Raw genomic sequence first — 20,034 nt, 5'->3', positions numbered from 1 at the left:
CCGCCTGCCAACGTGCCACGCGTCAGCTGCGCCACACACGCTAGTCGCCACGCGACGGCAGTGCCGCCTTGATTGCGCGCCAGCGCGCATACTGCGCGGCCTTTTCCGGCGCAGCGTCCTGGTAGTCCTGCAACCAGAAGCGGAACCAATCGACGTTGCGCGCATATACGGCCAACTTGTGCTGCGGCTGGAACTTCTGGTGCGGCTCGTTCGCAAACACGTACAACTCGGCGCGTTGCGCACGCAGCAGGGGAATCAGGTAATCCAGCGCGTACAGATACTCCTGCTCGGAATGCTGGAACAGGATCGGCGCGCGAATCCGCTCCAGCTTGAACGCCGGCGACAACACTTTCCATCGCTCGGGTGTCTGCTGCGGTGCACCCAGGCCCCACATGTCGCGCAGCCCCTTGAGGAAGGGCTCGCCCTTCATGCTGCCGAACAGGTAGTACGACGGCGACACTACCGGGTTGGCTACCGAAGCGGCGGCCAGCAGGTTCGACTCAGTGGCCGTCCACAGGGTCACCGCACCGCCGAAGCTCAGCCCGCCCATGCCCACCCGCGTGCGATCGATGCCGGCCTGTGACGACAACAACGCCACCGCGCTTTCCACCGCCGCCAGCCCTTCGCCGTGCCGTTCCACCGCATCCATGGTGTAGCCGGGCAGCTGATTGATGCACAGCGCTGCGATGCCTACCTGCGCCAACGCGGCGAGCGGCCACTCATCGCCCACGCCACCGCGCACGAAGCCCGGGCAGCTGTAGTAGGTGACGAACAACGGCGGCTTGCCCGCGCCGGTACCGTGTGCCGCGAAGAACTGCCCGCTGTAGCGCCGCCCACGTGCGTCGCTCCACTGCAACAGCCGTGCAGGCGTCGCATGCGCCATGTCAGCTGCAAGCTCCGCGTTTGGATCGAACAGCACCTGCCGCGTGCCATCGTCCAGGCCGATACGTTCCAGACGCGGCGGGCGATCGGCTTCGGCTGTCACGCACACCAGCGCAACGGCCGAGGCACCGCAGCGTGCCGCCGGGTCACGCCCGCCATTGATCAAACCGCGCCCCTGCACCACCAACCGCACCTGCCCGGTGGCCGGATTCCAGCGCTGGATGGATTGCGCCAGGCCCAATGCAGGATCGGTGATGGTGAAGAGCACCTCCGCATTCCCCGGGCGCCACTGCACTGCACTGATTGCCTTGTCCACGCAGGCCGCCGCGGTGCAGCGCACGGCCTTGCGGGCGTGTGCACCGGGCAGGACTGACAGCGCCACCTGCGGACGGAATAGCTGGCCCTTGCCATCACCCACACGCGACAGCACCGCCACCGCACCACCGGGCGCAGGCACGGACTGCCACACGTCACCGTCGACACCGTGCGTACTGACGGGCGATTCCTCCGCGGGCACCGGCGCATCCGCGAGTGGCCGCGTGGTTACCGTGGCCAGGTCCAGCGCCAGCCAGTGCTCCGGCACATCCGCCGACAAGCCGGTGCGATCGAACCACACCGTGCCGAAGCGCTGCGTCGCCAGGCGTCCTTGCACATTGCCCGAGCGGAACAGGCCCTGCCCGAGCGGCACCGTCTCGTCGATCCGGATGCCTTGCGCATACTCGTCCTGTTCGGCCGCCATGACCTGCGCGCGCGTCGCGCCGACGCGGTAACGCAGCACCCGCCCATCCGCGTCCAGCGAAAACTCCTGCACGTCGGCCGCATCGTGGGTCACCGCTTGCGCGCCGGAACCGTCCGCCGCCGCACGCCACACCGCAATCACGTCATCGATCAACGCGCGGTAATACAGCCAGCGCCCATCCGGCGACCACAGCACCTTTGCAGGCAAGGACCCGCCTGCCGAATCGCGCAAGGGCACGCCGCCATCGGCAATGCGTCTGGGCGCAGCGTCCTGCAGGCCCTGCACGTACCAGACGCTGTCGTAGGTATTGCGCTGCACCGCTGCCTGCTCGGTGCGAAAGGCCACGCTGCGGCCATCCGGCGACAGCGTGGGGCTGCCGATATCCACCACCTCCAGCAATCGCTGGGACGATACCGTTTGCGCGTGTCCCACGCATGCACCTGCCGCCATCAGCACGCCTGCAAGCAGCAGGCGCCATGGTTTGTGATTCCTCACACACACACTCCTCTCAGCAACGCTCAAGGACCATCGCCAATACATCGGCTGCAGCAGGCAGCCCACGCATCACCAGTGCTTGGACACCGACACGCTCACGAAGCGACCAATCGCCGAATAGTTGGTGGAGTCGTATGGCGCCACGTACAGCGGCGAGGTCACCCGATACAACGGCGGATCGCGATCGAAGGCGTTGTCCAACGACGCACCGAACTCCAGCCCCGCCCACGCATCGCGGCGTGCGCCGGTGGCGTAGCGCAACGCCATATCGAATGTGGTGAACGATGCCGACTCCACCCCGTCGGCGCGGTTGCGCACCCCGCCGCGGTAGTTGCCGAACAGCGAGGCGGTAAGCCCGCCCTGCTTCCACACCGCGCCCACGCGGCTGCTCAGCTTGGGCGGGTTGAATAGCGTGCCGGACAGATCGAACGTCGGTTGCGCGGGCAACGTCTGCTGCGTGCTGTCCAGCCAGCTCGCCGAGCCGCGCAAGGTCAGCGTGCCGCGCGCCAACGCCACCTGGTAGCTACCGCTCAGGTCCAGACCCTCGATGTCCTGCTGCGCCACGTTGGCGTACTGCGTGTAGATGATTGCCGCCACCCGGCTTGGGTCGTAGGCGACGCCGGCAAAGTTGGAGAACCGGCTGGCGAGCGCGATCACATCGGCCTGCGCCTGCGGCGTCGGCGTGCGGTCCACGAAGGGTGCGTAGATCGGATTGCGCAACGCCTGGCTGGCATTGGCGATCGGCTGCAACACGCGGTTGCTGTAGTCCACCCCGAACCAGGTCAGCTCCGCCTCCAGGCCATCCAACGCCTCGGGGTGCCAGGCCAGCGAGACCGAGCGGGTGATGGCGCGCTCCGGCTGCAGATCCTGGTTGCCGCCATCGGCCACCAGCACCGTCGTCCCGGCGGGAAAGCCCACCCCGCCGAACGCGCCCGGCTGGAACAGCCACGCCTCCTGCGCGTAGTTGCGCTCGAACAGCGTGGGCGCCTTGAACGACTTGCCCCATGAGGCCTTGAGCGTCACATCGCTGCCAGGCGCATATAGCACACCGAACTTGGGCGTCGTCACCCCGCCGAAGCTGCCGTAGTCCTCCCCGCGCACCGCCGCTGTCAGCGTCAGTCGCTGCACACCGGGCACGCCCTGTGCCGGGCCCACCACTGGCAGGTTCAGCTCCGCATAGGCAAAGCGCGCGCTTTCGCTGCCGTCGATCGTCTCCACGCCACTGACGTGGTTGACGTTACGGAACGTGTTGCTGCGATACCCCACCCCGGTGGCCAGGCGCGCATCGCCTGCCGGCAGCGCGAACAGCGGCCCTTCGGCGCCCAGCTCGTAACTGCGGCTGTCGTTGCAATAACACAGGTCGGTCACGCTCACCGCACCGCTAGCCAGCGCCGCCTCCTGGCGGTATTGATCGTGCTTGCTGTTGCCGTCGGTGGCGCCCAATGTCAGCGTCCAGTCGTTGGGCAACCACACCACAAGGCTCGGTGACAGCAGCAGGCTGGTGGTGGTCGGAGTGACCCGGCTGTTGCGGCCACTGACAGCGTAAAAGTGCAGTTGGTCGCGTTCAGTGCGTAACGCATCCAGGCGCAATTCGGCGTTGTCGCCCAGCGCCTGGTAGGCACTCAGCAGCCCGCTGCGCAGGTCGCTGCCCGGATACAGCGTGGACGGGTCGGTGAGTTGAGTGGTGTAACTACGCTGACGGCTGTAGATGGGGTCTGCGGACGCGTCCTGATAGGTCGCGATCACTCCACCACTGCGCCAGGCGGTGCCGGCCGTAACGCTGTATTGCCGCGAGGTGAGCCCGCCTTGCGTGGCCCGCCCGAAGCGCGTGCCAACGCTCACCCCGTCGTAGTCGCGCTTGAGGATCACATTACCGACGCCACCCACCGCGTCCGACCCATAGATTGCCGACGCACCGTCGGCCACGATCTCCAGCCGCTCCACTGCCTCCACCGGGATCGCGCTGAGGTCCACCGCCTGGGTGAATCCACCATAGGCCAGCCGGCGCCCATTGAGCAGGGTGAGCGTGGCATCGGCGCCCAGCCCGCGCAGGTTGAGGCTCGCGCCGCCGGTCATGTTCTGGTTCGCATTGCCGGCCCCGGCCAGATTGCCGCTCAGCACGCCCGGGTTCTGCCCACCGGAGAAGTTCTGCGGCACGCTGCGGATCACCTCGCCCAGATCGCTGAAATCCTCTTCCTGGATACGCGCCGCGCTGATCGAAATCACCGGCGACGGAACTGCACCGCCCTTGATGCGCGTGCCGGTGACTTCGATGGACTCCAACTCGGTCGCGGCGGTTTGCGCCGGCGCGGTCGCCGCAATCGCAGCCTCCGGCGAGCCGGGCCTGGGCGGCTCGCCTGCGTTCGGTGCCACGGCTCCCGGCGTTTTCTGCGCCGCTGCCGGAGCTTGCGTCGCCCCCTGCGCTGTCGCTGCCCGTGCCCCCACCGCACCTGCCGCCCCGCTCGCCACGGCTAGCAGGGCGATGGAAATGGCGTTGCGTAACGTGCGTGTCTTCATGCTGCGTCCTTTGGCTTGCCTGGGTTGGCCCGCCGACGGCGCACTCCGGGTCGACCCGGCGCGCATCGCCAGCTGAGCAAGATCGGTCCTGCACCCGACTGCTGAAAACGCGGGCACCGCAGCGCGACGGGCAGCGACCAGTATCACTAACTGTTTGATTTTCGAGCAATCATTGCGCACGCAAAATGGCTCGGCACCCATCCGGGCCCGACACGTCATCGCTGTGTATGCAATTGCCCTTTCCCCACTACCTGCTACGCGTCCACTACGCCTGCATCGCCATCACCAGAGCATGCCGGCCGTGGCTACGTGCACAGGCGCATCACCGAGCTGCGCATCCGCTTCCACCGCTGGGGTTTGCACGCGTTGCACAGCAGTGCGTTCCTGCGCCGCAAGGTTGTGCAGCGACAGCAGCGAGACCACCCCCAAGGCCAGTCTGCTGCGTGCATGATCAAAACCGACACCGCTCCCCGATACTGCCCGTCGTGCTTGCATGTGCATCCTTCGCGTCCTGGGCGCGGCACCATCGCCATTGCGTCCCCCGACAACAAGTGATGTTGCGCAAGCGCAATGCCCTACCAGCAACGTGTGCAATATGCAGGCAGCGCTGCAACAGAGCGCACATTCAACGGTTTCCGCAACACGCAGTGCGGTTTGCTGAGTGCCGAGCGCTGAGTGCGCGCTACTGCACCAGCAGGTGATGCACCGCGTAGCCGACCGCGGCAACCAGCATCGCTGCCAGCAACAGCCAGGGCCAGCGACGACGCCGGGCAGAGGCCGGCGTCAGCAGTTCCAGATCGCGTGCAGTGGCGGCCTGCAACTCGGGGTCATCCAGCACTGCCGACGCGTGTTCGTCCACCTCAAGCAATTGCTGATAGGCCTCACGGTGGCGCGGATCGGCAGCCAGCCACGCCTCACGCGCAGCGCGCTCGGCAGCAGTCTCGCTGCCGTGTCGAACGAGATAGGCGGCCGCCTGCGCGTGGATGCGCCCGGACTCTGCACGCATGGCTGGTGACTCCCGACGGGCCGTCTGCTGCGGCCTCGCGCACGATGCTACCAGCATCTTCCGGCGACGCCAGCCAGCCGCCTTGCAGCCCGGTTACTGCGGCAACTCCCCCACCGCCGCGCGGCACGCGAGCAGCGCACGGCTGATGTGCTTCTCCACCATCTTGGTGGAGATCCCCATCTTCGCGGCGATCTGCGGATAGGTGAGCCCGTCGAACCGGCTGAGCTTGAACGCAAGCCGGCACTTCGGCGGCAGCTCGAGCAAGGTGCGCTTGAGCAGCACATCGAGTGTCTGGCGCGCATCGGCAATCTCGTCCACGCCGGCCTCGTCGGCGCTGATCGGTGCAACCTGGTCCAGCGACACGTGCTGCGCCGCCAGCCGCCGCTGACGCGAGCGCCGCTGCTCGATCACCAGGTTGTGCGCGATGCGGTACATCAGCAGCCGGCGGTCGCCGATGTTGGGCGCATCGCGGTACACCATCATCCGCGAGAAGGTCTCCTGCGCCAGGTCTGCAGCGGTCTCGGCATCGCGCGTACGGCGGCGCAGGTACACCAACAGCTCGGCATGCAGTGCGGCCAATGCCTGGTCGAACTCGGCGCGGAGACGGTCCCTCTCGGCGAGCGACGGCTGCCCGCGCGCCATGGGCGGCCCGTCACGCGAGCTCATCGTGATCGCCGCGCCTTCGGCCAAGTGCCGCTGCCCACCAACTTCCCCACGCATCCTGCGACACGACGCACCAGCGCAACGCGCGCGCGAGGGTCATGCAAGTGGATCTGAACATGAGCAGTGCAGCCGAAAGATGGAGAGTGGGTGGTGGGCGCCGCACCCCGAACCGCAGCCCCACCTCTTCCTCTATGACGGCAAGCGATGCTAACCCCCTACGTTTTGCGCGTCAGTCAGCCTCCGTCCACATCAACACACACGTGCTGCACACCTCAACCCTGTTACTTGCACCGGCGATACTGCATGACCGATTCGCCGTCAGAAATCACCAGATGCTTGCCCTTTCCAGATACGGGTCATCCGTTCTTCCGGCTGGTGCGAGATCCGACGTGGCGGACACGATCCAGACGTGAGGTTTGTAAGCAACAAGGCCGATTGCTACCGACGTCGTTCGGCACTCGTACGACGCATCGTCCGCCAAGTCTGGTTTCATCAACACCAAAGCCGTCACTCCATCCTTTGGCAAACGGGCCAGAAGCGCGGAATCGGTGTTCATTGCCCTTCATGAACTGAACTACCTGCCCGGTGCCACCCCCGCTACCCCGTGTTGTAGGGGCGCCGATCGGTGCTCGCGATAAGACTCATCGCGCTCCCCTCCTCGCTAGCAAGTGCGCTGCACCAGAGACGCATCTTCAGCCGTCGGTTGAAATGGTCACCTTTTCCCAATCGGCGATGGACGCTGCGAACGCAGCCAGCTTGGCTCGCACCAGCGTCAACGCATCGCTCCCCAGAAGCAAATGCGCCGGCGGATTTTCCGCGGCAATCACCTTCAGCATCGCGCGTGCTGCCTTCACCGGGTCGCCTGGCTGCTTGCCACTCTTTTCCTCGCGGGCCTGGCGGATGGGATCAAAGATGGCGTCGTAATCCGCGATGGATCGCGGCGCCCGCTGCATCGAACGCCCCGCCCAATCGGTGCGAAACGAACCCGGCGCCACCGCTGTCACCGCGATGCCTAGCGGACCAACTTCCTTGCCCAGCGTCTCGGAGATGCCTTCCAGCGCGAATTTGCTGCCGCAGTAGTATCCGATGCCGGGCATGGTGATGTGGCCGCCCATCGAGGTGATGTTGAGGATGTGGCCGCGGCGGCGCTGGCGCATGTACGGCAACACGGCCTTCATCATGGCGACGGCGCCGAATACGTTGACATCGAACTGGCGGCGCATCTCCTCGAGAGGCGACTCCTCCATGATGCCTTCGTGGCCGTAGCCAGCGTTGTTTACAAGGACGTCGACCGGGCCGACATTCTCCTCCACTTCGGCGATGACGCCGTCGATGGCGGCGAAGTCGGTGACGTCGAGGAGGCGGCCATGAACCTTCCCGGGAGCGAGGTCTTCAAAGACGCGTTTCGCCGCCGCGTTGCGAACGGTACCGATGACCACGTGGCCCTGGGCGACGGCTTGCCGGGCCAGGGCACGGCCCAAACCGCTACTGACACCGGTGATGAGGAGGGTCTTCGGGTTGCCCATGGGTGCTCCGTTGGTTGGTCTTGGAATGCATAATCCGCCACCATTGCCAGGTCGATAAGTCACAATTGGCTTTTATTCTTGCCTATTCCTATGGATGCTCCGAAGGCTCGCACGCTCAAACTTCTGCGCGAACTTGCACCCGACGAGGGCTATAACCTCACGGCGGTGCCGAGCGTCCGCATCCTCCGCTCCGACCGGGCGCTTGCCCGCACGCCCGTGCTTTACGACCCCGGCATCGTCATCGTGTGCCAGGGCCGCAAACGTGGCTACTTCGGCGACCAGCTCTACCTTTACGACGCGGACCAGTACCTCGCCGTCTCGGTGCCCGTGCCTTTCACGATGGAAACGGACGCCACGCCGGCCCACCCCCTGCTGGCCCTCTACCTCCATCTCGACTTCCCGCTCGCCGCGGAAGTGGCGGAACAGATCGACCGCAAAGGCCAGGACGACACTCTGCAGCCACCGCAGAGCATGATGTCCACGCCCGTGGACGACGCCATGCGCGATTCGGTCCTGCGCTTCCTCGAGGCCATGCAGAAGCCACTGGATGCCGCCGTCCTCGGCCCGGGACTGCTACGCGAGCTCTATTTCCGCGTATTGACGGGCGCGCAGGGCAGCGCCATGCGTAGTGCACTGGCCATGCGCGGCCAGTTCGGTCGCATCAGCCAGGCGCTACGTTTGATTCACGCCTCATATCCGCAGCCCCTGGACGTGGCGCGACTGGCGAGCGAAGCAGGCATGAGCGCGCCCAGCTTCCAGAGCCACTTCAAGGCGATCACGCAGGTCTCGCCCATGCAGTACGTGAAGTCGACGCGGCTGCACCAGGCGCGGTTGTTGATGGTGCGGCAATCGCTGACGGCGGAAGCGGCGAGCCATGCGGTGGGGTACACCAGCCCATCGCAGTTCAGTCGTGAGTTCCGGCGGTTGTTTGGTGCCACGCCGGCGGCCGAGGCGCGGAGGATGCGGGAGACGTTTGCAATTCCCGAGGCATTTGCGGATGCGGTGTACGTCTCTTCGCACTAGCTAAGGGAACCGAGGCAATTAAACCGCATGGCTTTTTCCGCTTGGAGGAGCGCGGAGACCGCACGTTGCCGGCCTGCGCACGCGCGGTATTTCAGCAGCGCTACGACCGCAAGGACTATCAAGCAGCGTTCTCTACACTGTCTCCCGTCCTGACGCAGTGCGGACAGGCGCCGGGATGGGACGAGGAGGGAAATATGCGCAACGACGTGGCAATCGTCCAAGACAAGACTGCCCAGTACGCGCCATGCCTGGAAACGCTGCGCTAACGGGGTCAGGTTCATTTCCTAGCCAAATTTCAGGCTACGGCCTCAGCTTTCGGGAGGGTTTCCTCGCTATCAGCACCAACGCCGGGCTGCGAGTCTTGTGCCATGGTCAGACTTCCATGCATCGACTTTCCCGGCATCCCGCAGCACATCGTGCAGCGCGGGAACAACCGGTTGCCCTGCTTTCTGGATGATGGCGATCGATTGCGCTATTTGCACCTGATGCATGAGGCCCTGCACGCGACAGGCTGCCAGTTGCACGCTTACGTCTTGATGGACAACCATGTGCACTTGCTAGTGACGCCACCTGATGCGGGACGGATCGGGCAACTGATCCAGCGGCTTGGACGAAACTACGTCGCAGCATTCGCCTTCACCTACAGCAGCAGCGAGCCCTGGGCCACGACGCCTTCCGCGCAATGGTCGAAGCCAAGACCCACCGCTTTGCGGGCGTCAGGTCCGCTCATCGCCCACGCAGACCGAACACCGCCGACTGATAAGTTAACCTGACCCCGTTATTGGCTTGAGATGAAACGTGCGCAGCAGCGCACGAACAGGCAGCGGATCCGCGCCGGGCGGCACGGCTCCCGCCCACGGCCTTTCCCGCTCACGCGGTCGCCCGGACCACTGGCATGATGATGCCCGCACGTTGACCACTGACGTACAGGAGGCACGGATGTCACAACACGCTATCGAGGAGTTCATCGAACGCTGCGTCCAGCTGGTCGATCGCGGCAGCTTGAGTCGCACGCACAAGGCAGCGCTCATGCGTAGCCTGCTTGGGCTGCAGGCGCGTTACGACACCGGCCTGACCTGGTTCCGCGTGCACACCGAGCTCCTGCGCAATGGCGTGCTGGTGCGTACGGCGGTCGAGGAGATCGACGATGCGACCCTGCGCGCGCAGGCCCTGGCCGCCGAAGCGCCCGGTTGGCTGGAGGACGCACAGGGCGAGGTCTATCTGCAATGGCAAGACCAGGCACGCGTGGTCTACCGCCAACCAGACACCGGCCACACGCTACCGCTGGCAGAAGTGTTCGGGGACGTTCTCGACCTCGCCCACCAGGCCGATGACAGCGCGTTGTTCACCGATTGCTACGGCCTGTTGGTCAACGGCTGGCTGGACGAGACCTTCGACGCTGCCGACGGTATCGCCCCCACCCTGGACGGCCTGCTCGCTTCCGACACCTTGCGCGCCATCCGTGCGCTGGCCGCACTCCGCGCGCTCAAGCCTCGCCGTGGCGCACCCGAGGACCTGGCCGTGCCGCGGCTGGCCGACAGCGGCACCTCCAGTGAGATCGAGCGCGAGATGGGTCTGCGGTTTTTCCTGCAGCCCAAGCGCACGCCTGCGGCGTTACGCACTGCGCGTGACAAGGCCACACGTCAGCAGGTGCGTCTGCGCGAGCTGCTCCCGCAACTGGTGGAGCAACACCTGGGCACATCGCTGCGCGCTGCTGGCTGGTCTGCTGTCACGGTTGAAGCGAGCCATCGTTGGCAATGGATCCGCGACCACGACGGCAGCCGTCAGTGTCTGTGGGCCAGCTATGACCCGACCCTGGGCGAGCTGATGGTCCAGGCGGGGCTGCAGCATGCCCGCCTGCTGGCCTGGCAGCAGCGCGCGGCGACCACGCAGCTGCATGACCTGCATTGCGTGGCTGATGCGGCCACCTTCCTGGGCAAGCAGGTCCTGGACAGCGCGGACGTGGGCGACTACGGCGGCTGGGCACTGAATCCAGCCCACAGCGACGCCGTGCTGAGCGCTGCCCTGGCCCGTCTGGCGACGGCACTGCCCGCACTGGATGTGCACTTCTTCAGCCACATCACCGATCAGCTGGCCGGCCCCTGGTTCCAACGCTCCGCCGACACCTGGCTGCAGCTGCTGGAACACGGCGACGACAACGGCGTGGTGCCGCCCGAGGTGATATTCGCCAGCCCGGACAGCGTGCTGCTGGTATTCGTGTTCTTCCACCTGGAGTGCGGCGAACAGACACGTGCCAACGCACATGTCGAACAGTTGCGCCAGCGGCTGGCCGCACGCGCCCGTCCAACTGTCTGGCATCGCCAATGGCTGGCGCCATTCCTGCAGCAGTGGGAGCACGGGGCAGGTACTGCTCCCATGCCAGCGCTGCTGCACCCGCTGCTGCTCGATCACCTGCGCGCAAACGATGGCGCCTGATTGCCGCACCACGCCGCCGATAAGCGGCTGGCGCGACTCAGGCGTGTGTACGGAGGCCTTGCAGGTCGACATCTTGCTGCCGCAAGCCGCGGCGCCGCGCAGGCAACGCGGTGCCGCATTCCAAGGCCTTGTCCGCTTGCAATGCCGGCAGCGCACAGGCATCACGCACAGCCCCTCAATAGCGTAGCGCCTCCGCTGTGGGTGCCACCGGCGCAAACCGCGCCTTGCTGAAGTCATGCAGCAGCCGAGCCGCCTGCTCACCCTGCTCGGAATAGCGCCGGAAATCGCTTTTGCACAATCGATACAGGCAGCCGCCCCGCGCGAACACCAGGTCGCCGCCATCCCAGTCGGCCCAGTCGGTGCCGGGCAGGTCCACCAGCACGGCGCCGTCGCGATCCAGCACGCGATGACCCAGCGCATACCAGGCATCGTTCTGGCGCCCCACGGCACGCAACAGCGATTGCAGCCGACGCCCGCCACTGCCGTCCTTCTCCCACACGCGTGGGCGCGTGAAGCCGTAGAGCACGCCGCTTCGCAAACCGCCGCGTTCGCCCTCACCGCCGTCGAGCGTTCGCCAGCCAGCGCGCTGCCGCAGCATGCTGTCGATCGGCTCGTCTTCGCCACCGCCGGACCATTGCCCGAACGGCCGCACCGTCATCCCGTGCTTCAGACCGAAGCCGGTCGGAAGCGGAAACGGCTCGCGGCCTGCCTGCGGGCGATGATTCAACAGCAGCGTCTGCTCGTCCTCAAACGCACCACCGCCACCCCACGCATCCCCCTTGGGCCAGAGCGCCAGCGCGGTGAAGAACGGTGGGCGCGACAGCGCTGTCCAGGTTCCGAAATCGCCCTTGTGCTTGGCCGCGAAATACACCAACAGCCGCCCCGACGGCGACAGATCGCAACGCCGCTCGTAGATGCGGCCCTTGAACCACTGCCCGTGCTCGAACGTATCCGTGCGCAAGTCCCAGCGGATCAGCTGTACCTGCTTGCTGGGCCCACGCCGGAAGATCACCCCGGTACGCGCGTCCCGCGCCAGCAGGACATACAGCCGTGTGGCCGGGGTGAACCTGTCTTCCATCTGCGATGTCGATTGCATCTGCATCCTCCGTGGATTGACGCTGCTCCCGCACCGATGCAGTTCAGCCACATCTGGCTGCAGGCAACACGTATCGCAGCCGCCGCACGGTGTCGTGCCGATTATCGAGCCCGGGCAACAGAGCGCAAGGTCTGCGCTGCAGGCATTCCGGCGTCGCGCCCTGGTGTGTCGCGCACACGTTGCCTGCTGCCGGGCACCGATCGCCTCGCGCGTTATCCTTCGCCCCGCAAGCAGCTGTCTCTTCCGCCTTCTGCGAGGAACCGCACCTGAGCAAGGTCACCCGTCGTCAATTTCTCGAAGCCGGCATCGTCGTCCTGGGCACAGCGGGCATGCTCGGCGCCTGCGCCACGCAGGACAGCGCCCTGCACACGCGCTGGAGCCAGTGGCAGGCGAAATGGCGCTGGATGGAAGCCATCGCCCGCAAGCGCCGTTGGCAGGTGACGCCGCTACGGCTCGCCCCGCCTGCGACAGAACGCCAGCTGCTATCGCTCGAACGCCGTCACCGCCTGCCGATCCCCGCCCAACTGCGTCGCGTCCTGCGCGAGCTGTCGGCGGAGGTGAGCTTCGGCTGGTACGTGCCCTCGCATCTGCGCGCGATGGAACAGCAAGACCTGCCGTCGATGAGCTGCAATCGCGACACGGTGTGGAGCCTGACGCACATCGATACGATGGCCCTGCCCGTCTTCCTGGACTGGAAGCAGGAGCTGGCCACGCGCGATCTGTCCGAGGCACCCAACAGTCCTGCACTGTGGGAACACCAGTTCGCTTTCTACAACCTCATCAACGGCGACTGGCTGACCATCGACACCACGCATGCGGATCCGGCCAGGCAACCGGTACGCTATTTCTCGAACGAACTGGAGATGCTGCACGGCCTAGCGCTGGCGCCGGACTTCTTCAGCTTCATCACCCAGATGTCGGCGCTAGGCATGGCCGGCACCGAATGGGCCTCGTGGATGCGCTTCGGCAACGGCCAGAAAGACGACACCTTCTACCTGGATGCCGGCAACCAGGGCTCAAAGGCGTGGCTGGCCTGGCTGCAACGCGACCCGGCGCAACCCGGCCCCGATACGCCGCCGCTGCCGATCGTGGAGCGCAGCGCTGCCGATCGCGCATTGCTGGACGCCGCACGCGCCAATTCACTCGTCGGCGTCGAGGCCGCATTGCTGGCAGGCGCCGTCCCCGACTGCACGCCGGACAGCGACTGGCTGATGGAACACACCGCATCCGACCAGGAGTTTTCCACCGCCATCCATTACGCCACCCGGCACGACAACACGGCGATGATCGAGCGCCTGCTCAAGGCCGGCGCAACGCTCAATACACGGCTGCTGCCGCTCAATACCGCGGTCAAACACGGCACGCTGGCCACCGTGCGCTGGCTCATCGCGCACGGCGCACGCGTCAACGGCTGGGCCAATCAGCGGTACTGGCCGCTGCACGACCTGGTGGTCACCCGCGGGCCGATCGCCGCAATGACGCGCGCGCACTACCGCCAGCACCTGATCGACAGCATCAGCATCGGCAGCCTCGACTCACTGGATGACATGATCGCCCAAGCCAAGGACGCACAGACCCGCGCGCGCTATCGCGCTGCCAAGCGCGCCCTGCAGCAGGCCAGCGAGGAGGCGGTGAAAGACGTCGACAGCAAGCTGCGCAACCACCTCAGCCTGCAGGACTATCTGGACATGCTGGAAGCGCTGCTGGACGCCGGCGCCGACCCGGACGCACGCTGGGACAACGGCACCACCATGCTCGGCTGGGGCGGCGTGGCCACCGCACGCGTGCTGCTGGCACACGGCGCCGATCCCAACGCACGCGACATCCACGGCACCACGCCGCTGCACACCGCCAGCACCGGCGAAAAGGTGCGCGTGCTGGTCGCCGGCGGCGCCGACATCAACGCGCAGGCCATCGCACAGAACGCCGACGACTCGCAGCACTACACACCGCTGCAGTCGGCGCTGCTCTCCCACACGCTCGATGGCGACAGCCCCATCACCGCGCTGCTGGACCTGGGCGCGGACGCCACCCGCACCGACGCCGATGGCCGTTCGTCGCTGGCCTATTGCTTCCAGCCGGACCTGGTGCGCCTGATCATGAGCAAGGGGCTGGACTCGCTGGCCCTGCAACCGGGCCAGCAAACCCTGCTGCATAACCTCACCGCCCGTCACTGGCTCCCGCGCCACACGTTCCCGAAGGAAGTGGCCTTTCTCGATTTTCTGCTGAGCCTGGGGATCGACATCAACGCGCGCGACGCCAGGGGCCGCACCCTGCTGCACTACGCCGCCGAACAGGAAAGCAACGATGAGAGCGCGCCCAACTACGCCCTCGTCCTGGCCCGGGGTGCCGACAAAACCATCAAGGACAACGATGGCAAGCGCGCCGTCGACCTGTTTGCCGCCTCGTTGCAGACGGTGCGGGCGGCATTGCGGTGATGCGCATCAAGGGTGATGTCGATGTCCATCGCTCCATCATCTCCGGGACACCACAGCAGACGCATGGACAGGAAACACAAAATCCCCGTTCTGACGCTGGCCTGCCTGACATCTATGGCACTTGCCACCACGCTATGCCTCGCGCAGCCGCCTGCCGGCTCGCCCGAATTCGCACCAACCTTGGACGACCCCGCAGCAAGCGTCGCCCTGGTGCCCGGCGAATACATCACCGAAAAGGGATGGGGGCATCTACTACTGACCAGGCACAAGCAATCGCTACGATTCTCTTTGGAAAGCACCACTGGCCAAGCCATGTGCTTCCTGGAAGGTGTGATTGACGGAAGACAAGGCATTGCCACAAGCGAGACCGGCCCCACTGAGTGTCAAGTGCAGTTCGCAGACACCGCCGAAGGTATCGACGTGACCACCACCACGCCGGTCGAGTGCAAGTCCTTGTGCGGCTACAACAGCAGTTTCGAAGCACCCTACCTGCGGGCCAAGGATGGTTGCAGCCGCAACGCCCTTGCGCGCACGCGCGCGGCATTTCAGCAGCACTACGACCGCAAGGACTACAAGATGGCATTGACCACCCTGTCCCCGGTCCTGGCGCAATGCGGGCCTACACTGGAATGGGAAGAAGAGGGAGAGATCCGCAATGATCTGGCGATCACCCAGTACAAGAACGCGCTTTATGCGCAGTGTCTGGAAACCTTGAATGCCTACGCCGAAGACGCGGCGGCAGACGACGACGCAGTGATGGAGAACTGGCCACCGGTCCTTGCGGATCGCTATCTGGCGATCGTACGCGCAGCGCGAACCAATCTTGCGTTATGCAGGAAAGCGCTGGCCAGGCAAAAGAACTAGAGCATTCACTATCAAATTCGACCAGCCACACGTGGTGCGCGGCTCAGCTTGTCCCGATGCCCACATACTCCTGCGCAACCGCATACCTGGCTTGCACAGACCCCCAGATTCGACCGCGGCTCAACCCAACTGCGCGCGCCACCCGCTGAAACTCGACAGGCCCTTGATAGCCCGGAGACTTCTTCTTGATCAGGATGCGATCGGATGGCGTGACACAGCTGTCCTCAAGGGAATTGCTCACATGTGCCTCATCCACGAAGAACTCTTCATAGGGCAACGGCAGCACGGATGTCTCTCCGTCGCGATCGAACTTCAGCAACAGACTGTCATCGCGCTCGAAGCACAGCGTCTTCCAAGGGAAATCGGTCAGCTTGCCGGCTTCGACCACCGCCGAGTCCTTGCCGGCCAGCAGCGCCACAACATGCTCAGAGAACTGTTCTTTTGAGATCGGTGGCTCGGTCATGGCGCATCCTGCAAAGGTGGCAACGACCACTGCGACCGATGTCGAAACGTAAGAACGGAAGATAGCGAATGACATACGGCGCGGCCCCTTCCTGAGGTAGAGCGATGTTTAACCAGAAGCGCAATGCACGCGCATCTTGGCAGGAGTAGCGACTTTCCCTCCTGATAAATTCCGGACCCAGGCAACTAAGCAAGTCGTTGACATCCTGATCGGGCAACTACATCAAATTTGAGTAGTCACCGATCTGATTGCAGATCTCTGAGGGCGGATCATCCACCTTGACGACTCTTCGCAATCCCTTCTCCAACTCCCCCTCAGGGGCGACGACATGATAGACGAGATAGAACTCCTCTCGACTTTTCCAGAGGCTAAATGTCGACAGCTCAGAAAATCGAAGGACATGCCCATTCGAATAAATTGCGTCAAAGCTGCATTCAGCATAAACACCGATTCCACAACTCGCAGCCAGATAGCGCAGCCCCTTTCGTCCACCGAGATCAAAATGATAAGACCGGCCGTTCTCGTCCTCCACGATCTGCGGCGTCATTCGCAGCGCCTGAGACGCGCTTGCGCTCTCCCAGTCCAGAACCTCTGCACAGAGTGACGGGCCGGAGGGCTTATCCATCCCAAATTGAGCAAATCTCCAGGTGCAACCCGTTGTAACGAGCAACCAGAACACGACGTAGATCAGCGAATTTTGCACAGGCACCTCTCAGCCTTCGTCGCACCCAGTGACAGCCGGTACCGACAGCATGGAATTTCTCAGCGCACCATTGACGGTCCGGCCTGAGTAACAGCTTGCTGCGACTGCTCCAGCGCCTGCTGCTGTTCACGCGCCTGGGCCTGAGTCTGGTTGATTGCCTGCACGCGATCGAACGACTGGTTCTCTGGTGCCTGCACGGCGTCCACCGTCGGCATGTGTGCGCGCTGGTGTGCCGGGTCGTTGAGGGCGCCCTGGACGACAAAGACCTTCTCGCCGCCAGCCAGCTGAGCCGTTGGGTTGTTGAGCACCACATGATCCACCCGCGACAACCCTTCCTCTTTGGCCAGCGCAAGCAGGCTGGCAGTCATGCGCTGGCTTGCCCCGTCCCACTCTTTGCCGTGCTGGGCGTCGAGCTGCATCACACCACTTTTGATCTGCTGATACAGCGCGTGGTCTGGGTGGCCTGGCTGTGAAGGCGTCTGCGACGGGGGACGTGGCGATTGTGGGTCGCGCTCTCGCAGCTCCTGCTCCAGCGCCTGGGCAGAAATCGGCGAGACGTGCAGGTGAGTGTCCTTGCTGTGCTGGAAGAGCCCAGGGGTTGGCGGCTGCGTACTACTGTCCAGGTATGGCATGGGACGGGTGTCGCTACCCAGGTCAATGCCGTTGTGCTCCAAAATTTCTTCATTGAATCCCAGGCGCTGCATGTCCAGGATCATTGGCTGCTCTGGCTCGCCGGGCTTTGGCTTGTTGTAGTGTCGCTCGTAGATGGCGGCTGTGCCGACCACCCACGGACCGTAATGGTTGACGTAGTCGGACTGGCCCGCATGACCGATACGGGTGTCCTTGACCGACTTGTCGAAGTAATTCACTCCCATTGCCTCGACATTACCCGCCGTGGGCGACAACGTCAGGTCGCTATTGAACGCCAGGTTTGCCTTGGGCGTATAGACGCTTGGATAACCGCTGCGCGTGACGAAATCTCTGGCCCGACCATCCGCAAACAGGTACACATCTTCAAGCGTAGGGTTAGGGTTACGACTCTTGACCGCGCTCACGATAGCGTTCCATCCGGCTATTTCGGCCGTTGCTTCGTCCGCACGGTTACTGGCCAGCACCTTCTCGCCAGCAGCAGTGTAATCGTGCGTGCTACGGGCAATTTTTATTGCCTCTGTTTTGAACTGTTCCCGCGCAAGCGCAGCAGTGGGACTGTAAAGGCTATGCTGAATTTCATGTCCCAAGACGAAAGTCAAATCGCCTGCTGCTGCATGCTTGCCGCTGGCATCATTCACCAGCGCTGCAAGCGGCAGGTGAATTTCCTGACCGCGTGGATCATAGGTGCCTCCCGCATGCGGATCGTTTAACGGCGCGAAGCCTTTCAGTACTTTTTTCTGCACCGCCTCGTTGATCTGGCGGGTCAACTCGGGCGAATCGTTCAGGACCCGGTTGAAGTTGTCCAGATGCTCACGTGTGACACCTGGTTGCTGACCGAATGACGCCACCACGGCACTTGCTTCTTGGCTCAACATGTCCGCTCCTTGGACTAGCGAATTTGAACCCACTCGACGCACTGATGCGTGGTGCGCGCTAAAGGTTCGTCAGCCTCGCCACGCGGGAAGAGCTCTACGCGCATCCCTGGACGTTGAAAAATATCGCTCATCCATCGTCCATCCTCGACAAGATTGCGCTGCCGCGAGAAACCCATTTTTTCGAGGTGCGCCGCAAATGCCTCGAAATCGATCTGGCAGATATCCGACATAGACGGAGACGCTTCTGGCGGATTAGGCAGGAACAGGAACTCGAACCATGCACCTTTTATTTCGGTTTTGTTGACACCAAACCCGTAGTTCCAGTCTCGGGTCAGCACTCCACTGGCACCGAACCGCCCGGAACCATCACCGCGATGCTGTACCGACTGGCCCATTGCTCGAGACACATGGTCGGCAGTAAACGATTCAATACTGGTGCTTGTGCGAATCAGCTCCAGTACCCGCTCCAATGCTTCCTGCGCGGTACGTGGTCCACCTTTGGAAGGATCTGCAGGTACGTGATCGGCTGAGGAACTCATGGCAGATGTCTCCGTGACGGTTGCCGGGGTTGGGGTGGCCGCCGTGTGGGCGCATGCGCCCAGAGCGAGGGTGGCGAGCAAGGCGTAGAGGGGGCGCGCGATCATGAAGCGTCCGTTGTGCGCTGGTGTGGCTGCGACGCTAGTGGCATCCGGCACCGAGGTCAATCGCAAGGGGTCTGGCAGCCGCAGCATCATCGCCGCACGCTACGCGCACTGGCCGGCGCCTCCACCGGCGGCAACACCTCCATCAGCAGTTGCCCCGCGCTGGCGGTGATGCGCAGTTTGGTGCCGATGGCAAAGCCCAGTTGTTCCAGCCATAGGCCGCTGAGGCGGACGTGGGGCACGTGCTGGTCGCCCGCGTGGTCGTGGGCGCCCGGGTAATGGGTGTAGCTGACGGTGCATTGGCGCGGGCGGCGGGCGCGGCGGGGTGCGCGCAGCGTGCCAGGGCCTTGCGGGGGGGCGTCCGGGTCGGGTGGCAGCATCGGTGGCAGCTTGGTGCGGTCGGGTTCCACAACAACCCACTGCACCCGCTTGGGTGGCGCGGGGCGCGCACGCGTGCGGGTGGGCCGTGCGCTGGCAGATGCCGTGGGTGGGCGGCGGCGTGTCATGGCGCCTCCGGGTGGTGGTTGGTGGATGCGGCAACGCGCTGCTGCAACGCCACGGCCTTGCGTACGAACCGGCGGCGCAAAGTGTGCGGCAACACAGCGGGCTGCCAACTCAGCGGATGCGCGAGATGCTCGCTCACCTGCTTAAGAGCTGCGCGTGCGGCGAGCCGGCGCAGCACCTCACGCACATCCCACCGCAGGCGGTGAGCGAAGGTTGGCAACAGATCAACCGGCACAAATGCCGGCATGGATGGTGCGATAGACATGGCAACGCCCTCCTGGAACAACCCAAGAACCGCCACCAATGGCGACGGGATGTCGGGAGGTTCGAAACCGCACAGAGCCGGCGGGCGTATTCCCCTTGCGGGTGTTGTATTAGCCGCCCTCCCGACGCAGGCATTGCGTCGGCTTGTACCTGCGGGATGCAGGCACAAAAAACCCACCGGTTTGACGGAGGTGGGTACCGCTCTGTGAGGAGTTTCGACGCTCCTTGAACTTAGATTGCAAGTGCAA

Annotated in this window: 18 protein-coding genes; 5 read left to right on the top strand and 13 right to left on the bottom strand. The window is 64.5% G+C overall.

Annotated features, from left to right (window positions below):
• Positions 1-40 precede the first annotated feature (40 nt).
• The 6 genes from ABQ039_RS02900 to ABQ039_RS02875 all read right to left on the bottom strand — a co-directional run bounded on the left by ABQ039_RS02900 (position 41) and on the right by ABQ039_RS02875 (position 7,828).
• Positions 41-2,116 (bottom strand): Atxe2 family lasso peptide isopeptidase, encoded by a 2,076-nt coding sequence (locus ABQ039_RS02900; protein WP_311548035.1) that lies wholly within the window; start codon positions 2,114-2,116, stop codon positions 41-43.
• Positions 2,117-2,185: 69 nt separating this feature from the next.
• Positions 2,186-4,633, bottom strand: a complete 2,448-nt coding sequence (locus ABQ039_RS02895) for a TonB-dependent receptor (protein ID WP_349778136.1) — start codon at positions 4,631-4,633, stop codon at positions 2,186-2,188.
• A gap of 682 nt (positions 4,634-5,315) precedes the next feature.
• Positions 5,316-5,639: a DUF4880 domain-containing protein gene (locus ABQ039_RS02890; RefSeq protein WP_184610097.1), complete on the bottom strand. Its 324-nt coding sequence runs from the start codon at positions 5,637-5,639 to the stop codon at positions 5,316-5,318.
• Between the two features lie 93 nt (positions 5,640-5,732).
• On the bottom strand, positions 5,733-6,305 hold the full coding sequence (locus tag ABQ039_RS02885) for an RNA polymerase sigma factor (protein ID WP_226426886.1): 573 nt from the start codon (positions 6,303-6,305) through the stop codon (positions 5,733-5,735).
• A gap of 322 nt (positions 6,306-6,627) precedes the next feature.
• Positions 6,628-6,858 carry a hypothetical protein gene (locus ABQ039_RS02880; RefSeq protein ID WP_126965214.1) on the bottom strand — a complete coding sequence of 77 codons (231 nt, stop codon included), beginning with the start codon at positions 6,856-6,858 and terminating at the stop codon, positions 6,628-6,630.
• Positions 6,859-6,994: 136 nt separating this feature from the next.
• The gene (locus tag ABQ039_RS02875) at positions 6,995-7,828 is read right to left on the bottom strand and encodes an oxidoreductase (protein WP_104569134.1); all 834 of its coding nucleotides are present in this window, start codon (positions 7,826-7,828) and stop codon (positions 6,995-6,997) included.
• Between the two features lie 90 nt (positions 7,829-7,918).
• On the opposite strand from ABQ039_RS02875, the gene ABQ039_RS02870 reads away from it, so the two are divergent.
• From ABQ039_RS02870 to ABQ039_RS02860, 3 genes are all read left to right on the top strand, one after another.
• Positions 7,919-8,851 (top strand): AraC family transcriptional regulator, encoded by a 933-nt coding sequence (locus ABQ039_RS02870; RefSeq protein ID WP_349778135.1) that lies wholly within the window; start codon positions 7,919-7,921, stop codon positions 8,849-8,851.
• 368 nt (positions 8,852-9,219) lie between these two features.
• Positions 9,220-9,624 (top strand): transposase, encoded by a 405-nt coding sequence (locus tag ABQ039_RS02865; RefSeq protein WP_349778134.1) that lies wholly within the window; start codon positions 9,220-9,222, stop codon positions 9,622-9,624.
• A gap of 166 nt (positions 9,625-9,790) precedes the next feature.
• Positions 9,791-11,287, top strand: coding sequence for a hypothetical protein (locus tag ABQ039_RS02860; RefSeq protein WP_349778133.1), 1,497 nt, complete (start codon positions 9,791-9,793; stop codon positions 11,285-11,287).
• A 175-nt stretch (positions 11,288-11,462) separates the two neighbouring features.
• On the opposite strand, the gene ABQ039_RS02855 is transcribed toward ABQ039_RS02860, so the two are convergent.
• Positions 11,463-12,383 (bottom strand): hypothetical protein, encoded by a 921-nt coding sequence (locus tag ABQ039_RS02855; protein WP_349778132.1) that lies wholly within the window; start codon positions 12,381-12,383, stop codon positions 11,463-11,465.
• Between the two features lie 329 nt (positions 12,384-12,712).
• On the opposite strand from ABQ039_RS02855, the gene ABQ039_RS02850 reads away from it, so the two are divergent.
• Together ABQ039_RS02850 and ABQ039_RS02845 are read left to right on the top strand one after the other, a co-directional pair.
• Positions 12,713-14,821, top strand: a complete 2,109-nt coding sequence (locus tag ABQ039_RS02850) for an ankyrin repeat domain-containing protein (RefSeq protein WP_349778131.1) — start codon at positions 12,713-12,715, stop codon at positions 14,819-14,821.
• Between the two features lie 63 nt (positions 14,822-14,884).
• Positions 14,885-15,685 carry a hypothetical protein gene (locus tag ABQ039_RS02845; protein ID WP_349778130.1) on the top strand — a complete coding sequence of 267 codons (801 nt, stop codon included), beginning with the start codon at positions 14,885-14,887 and terminating at the stop codon, positions 15,683-15,685.
• A gap of 43 nt (positions 15,686-15,728) precedes the next feature.
• On the opposite strand, the gene ABQ039_RS02840 is transcribed toward ABQ039_RS02845, so the two are convergent.
• From ABQ039_RS02840 to ABQ039_RS02815, 6 genes are all read right to left on the bottom strand, one after another.
• Positions 15,729-16,148: a hypothetical protein gene (locus ABQ039_RS02840; RefSeq protein ID WP_349778129.1), complete on the bottom strand. Its 420-nt coding sequence runs from the start codon at positions 16,146-16,148 to the stop codon at positions 15,729-15,731.
• Between the two features lie 217 nt (positions 16,149-16,365).
• A complete protein-coding gene (locus ABQ039_RS02835; protein WP_349778128.1) occupies positions 16,366-16,773 on the bottom strand; it encodes a hypothetical protein in 408 nt (135 codons plus the stop codon).
• A gap of 137 nt (positions 16,774-16,910) precedes the next feature.
• Positions 16,911-18,377 (bottom strand): XVIPCD domain-containing protein, encoded by a 1,467-nt coding sequence (locus tag ABQ039_RS02830; protein ID WP_349778127.1) that lies wholly within the window; start codon positions 18,375-18,377, stop codon positions 16,911-16,913.
• A 14-nt stretch (positions 18,378-18,391) separates the two neighbouring features.
• On the bottom strand, positions 18,392-19,021 hold the full coding sequence (locus ABQ039_RS02825; protein ID WP_349778126.1) for a hypothetical protein: 630 nt from the start codon (positions 19,019-19,021) through the stop codon (positions 18,392-18,394).
• 86 nt (positions 19,022-19,107) lie between these two features.
• Positions 19,108-19,524 carry a SymE family type I addiction module toxin gene (locus tag ABQ039_RS02820; protein ID WP_349778125.1) on the bottom strand — a complete coding sequence of 139 codons (417 nt, stop codon included), beginning with the start codon at positions 19,522-19,524 and terminating at the stop codon, positions 19,108-19,110.
• Positions 19,521-19,787: a hypothetical protein gene (locus tag ABQ039_RS02815; protein WP_349778124.1), complete on the bottom strand. Its 267-nt coding sequence runs from the start codon at positions 19,785-19,787 to the stop codon at positions 19,521-19,523. Before ABQ039_RS02815 ends, ABQ039_RS02820 begins: the two co-directional genes overlap by 4 nt.
• Positions 19,788-20,034: the final 247 nt, after the last annotated feature.

Origin of the sequence: Xanthomonas sp. WHRI 6108, assembly GCF_040202385.2 — a bacterium.
GTDB classification, from domain to species: Bacteria; Pseudomonadota; Gammaproteobacteria; order Xanthomonadales; family Xanthomonadaceae; genus Xanthomonas; species Xanthomonas arboricola.
Note: the sequence above shows the minus strand (reverse complement) of the source record. Positions and strands in the feature narration are given on the sequence as shown.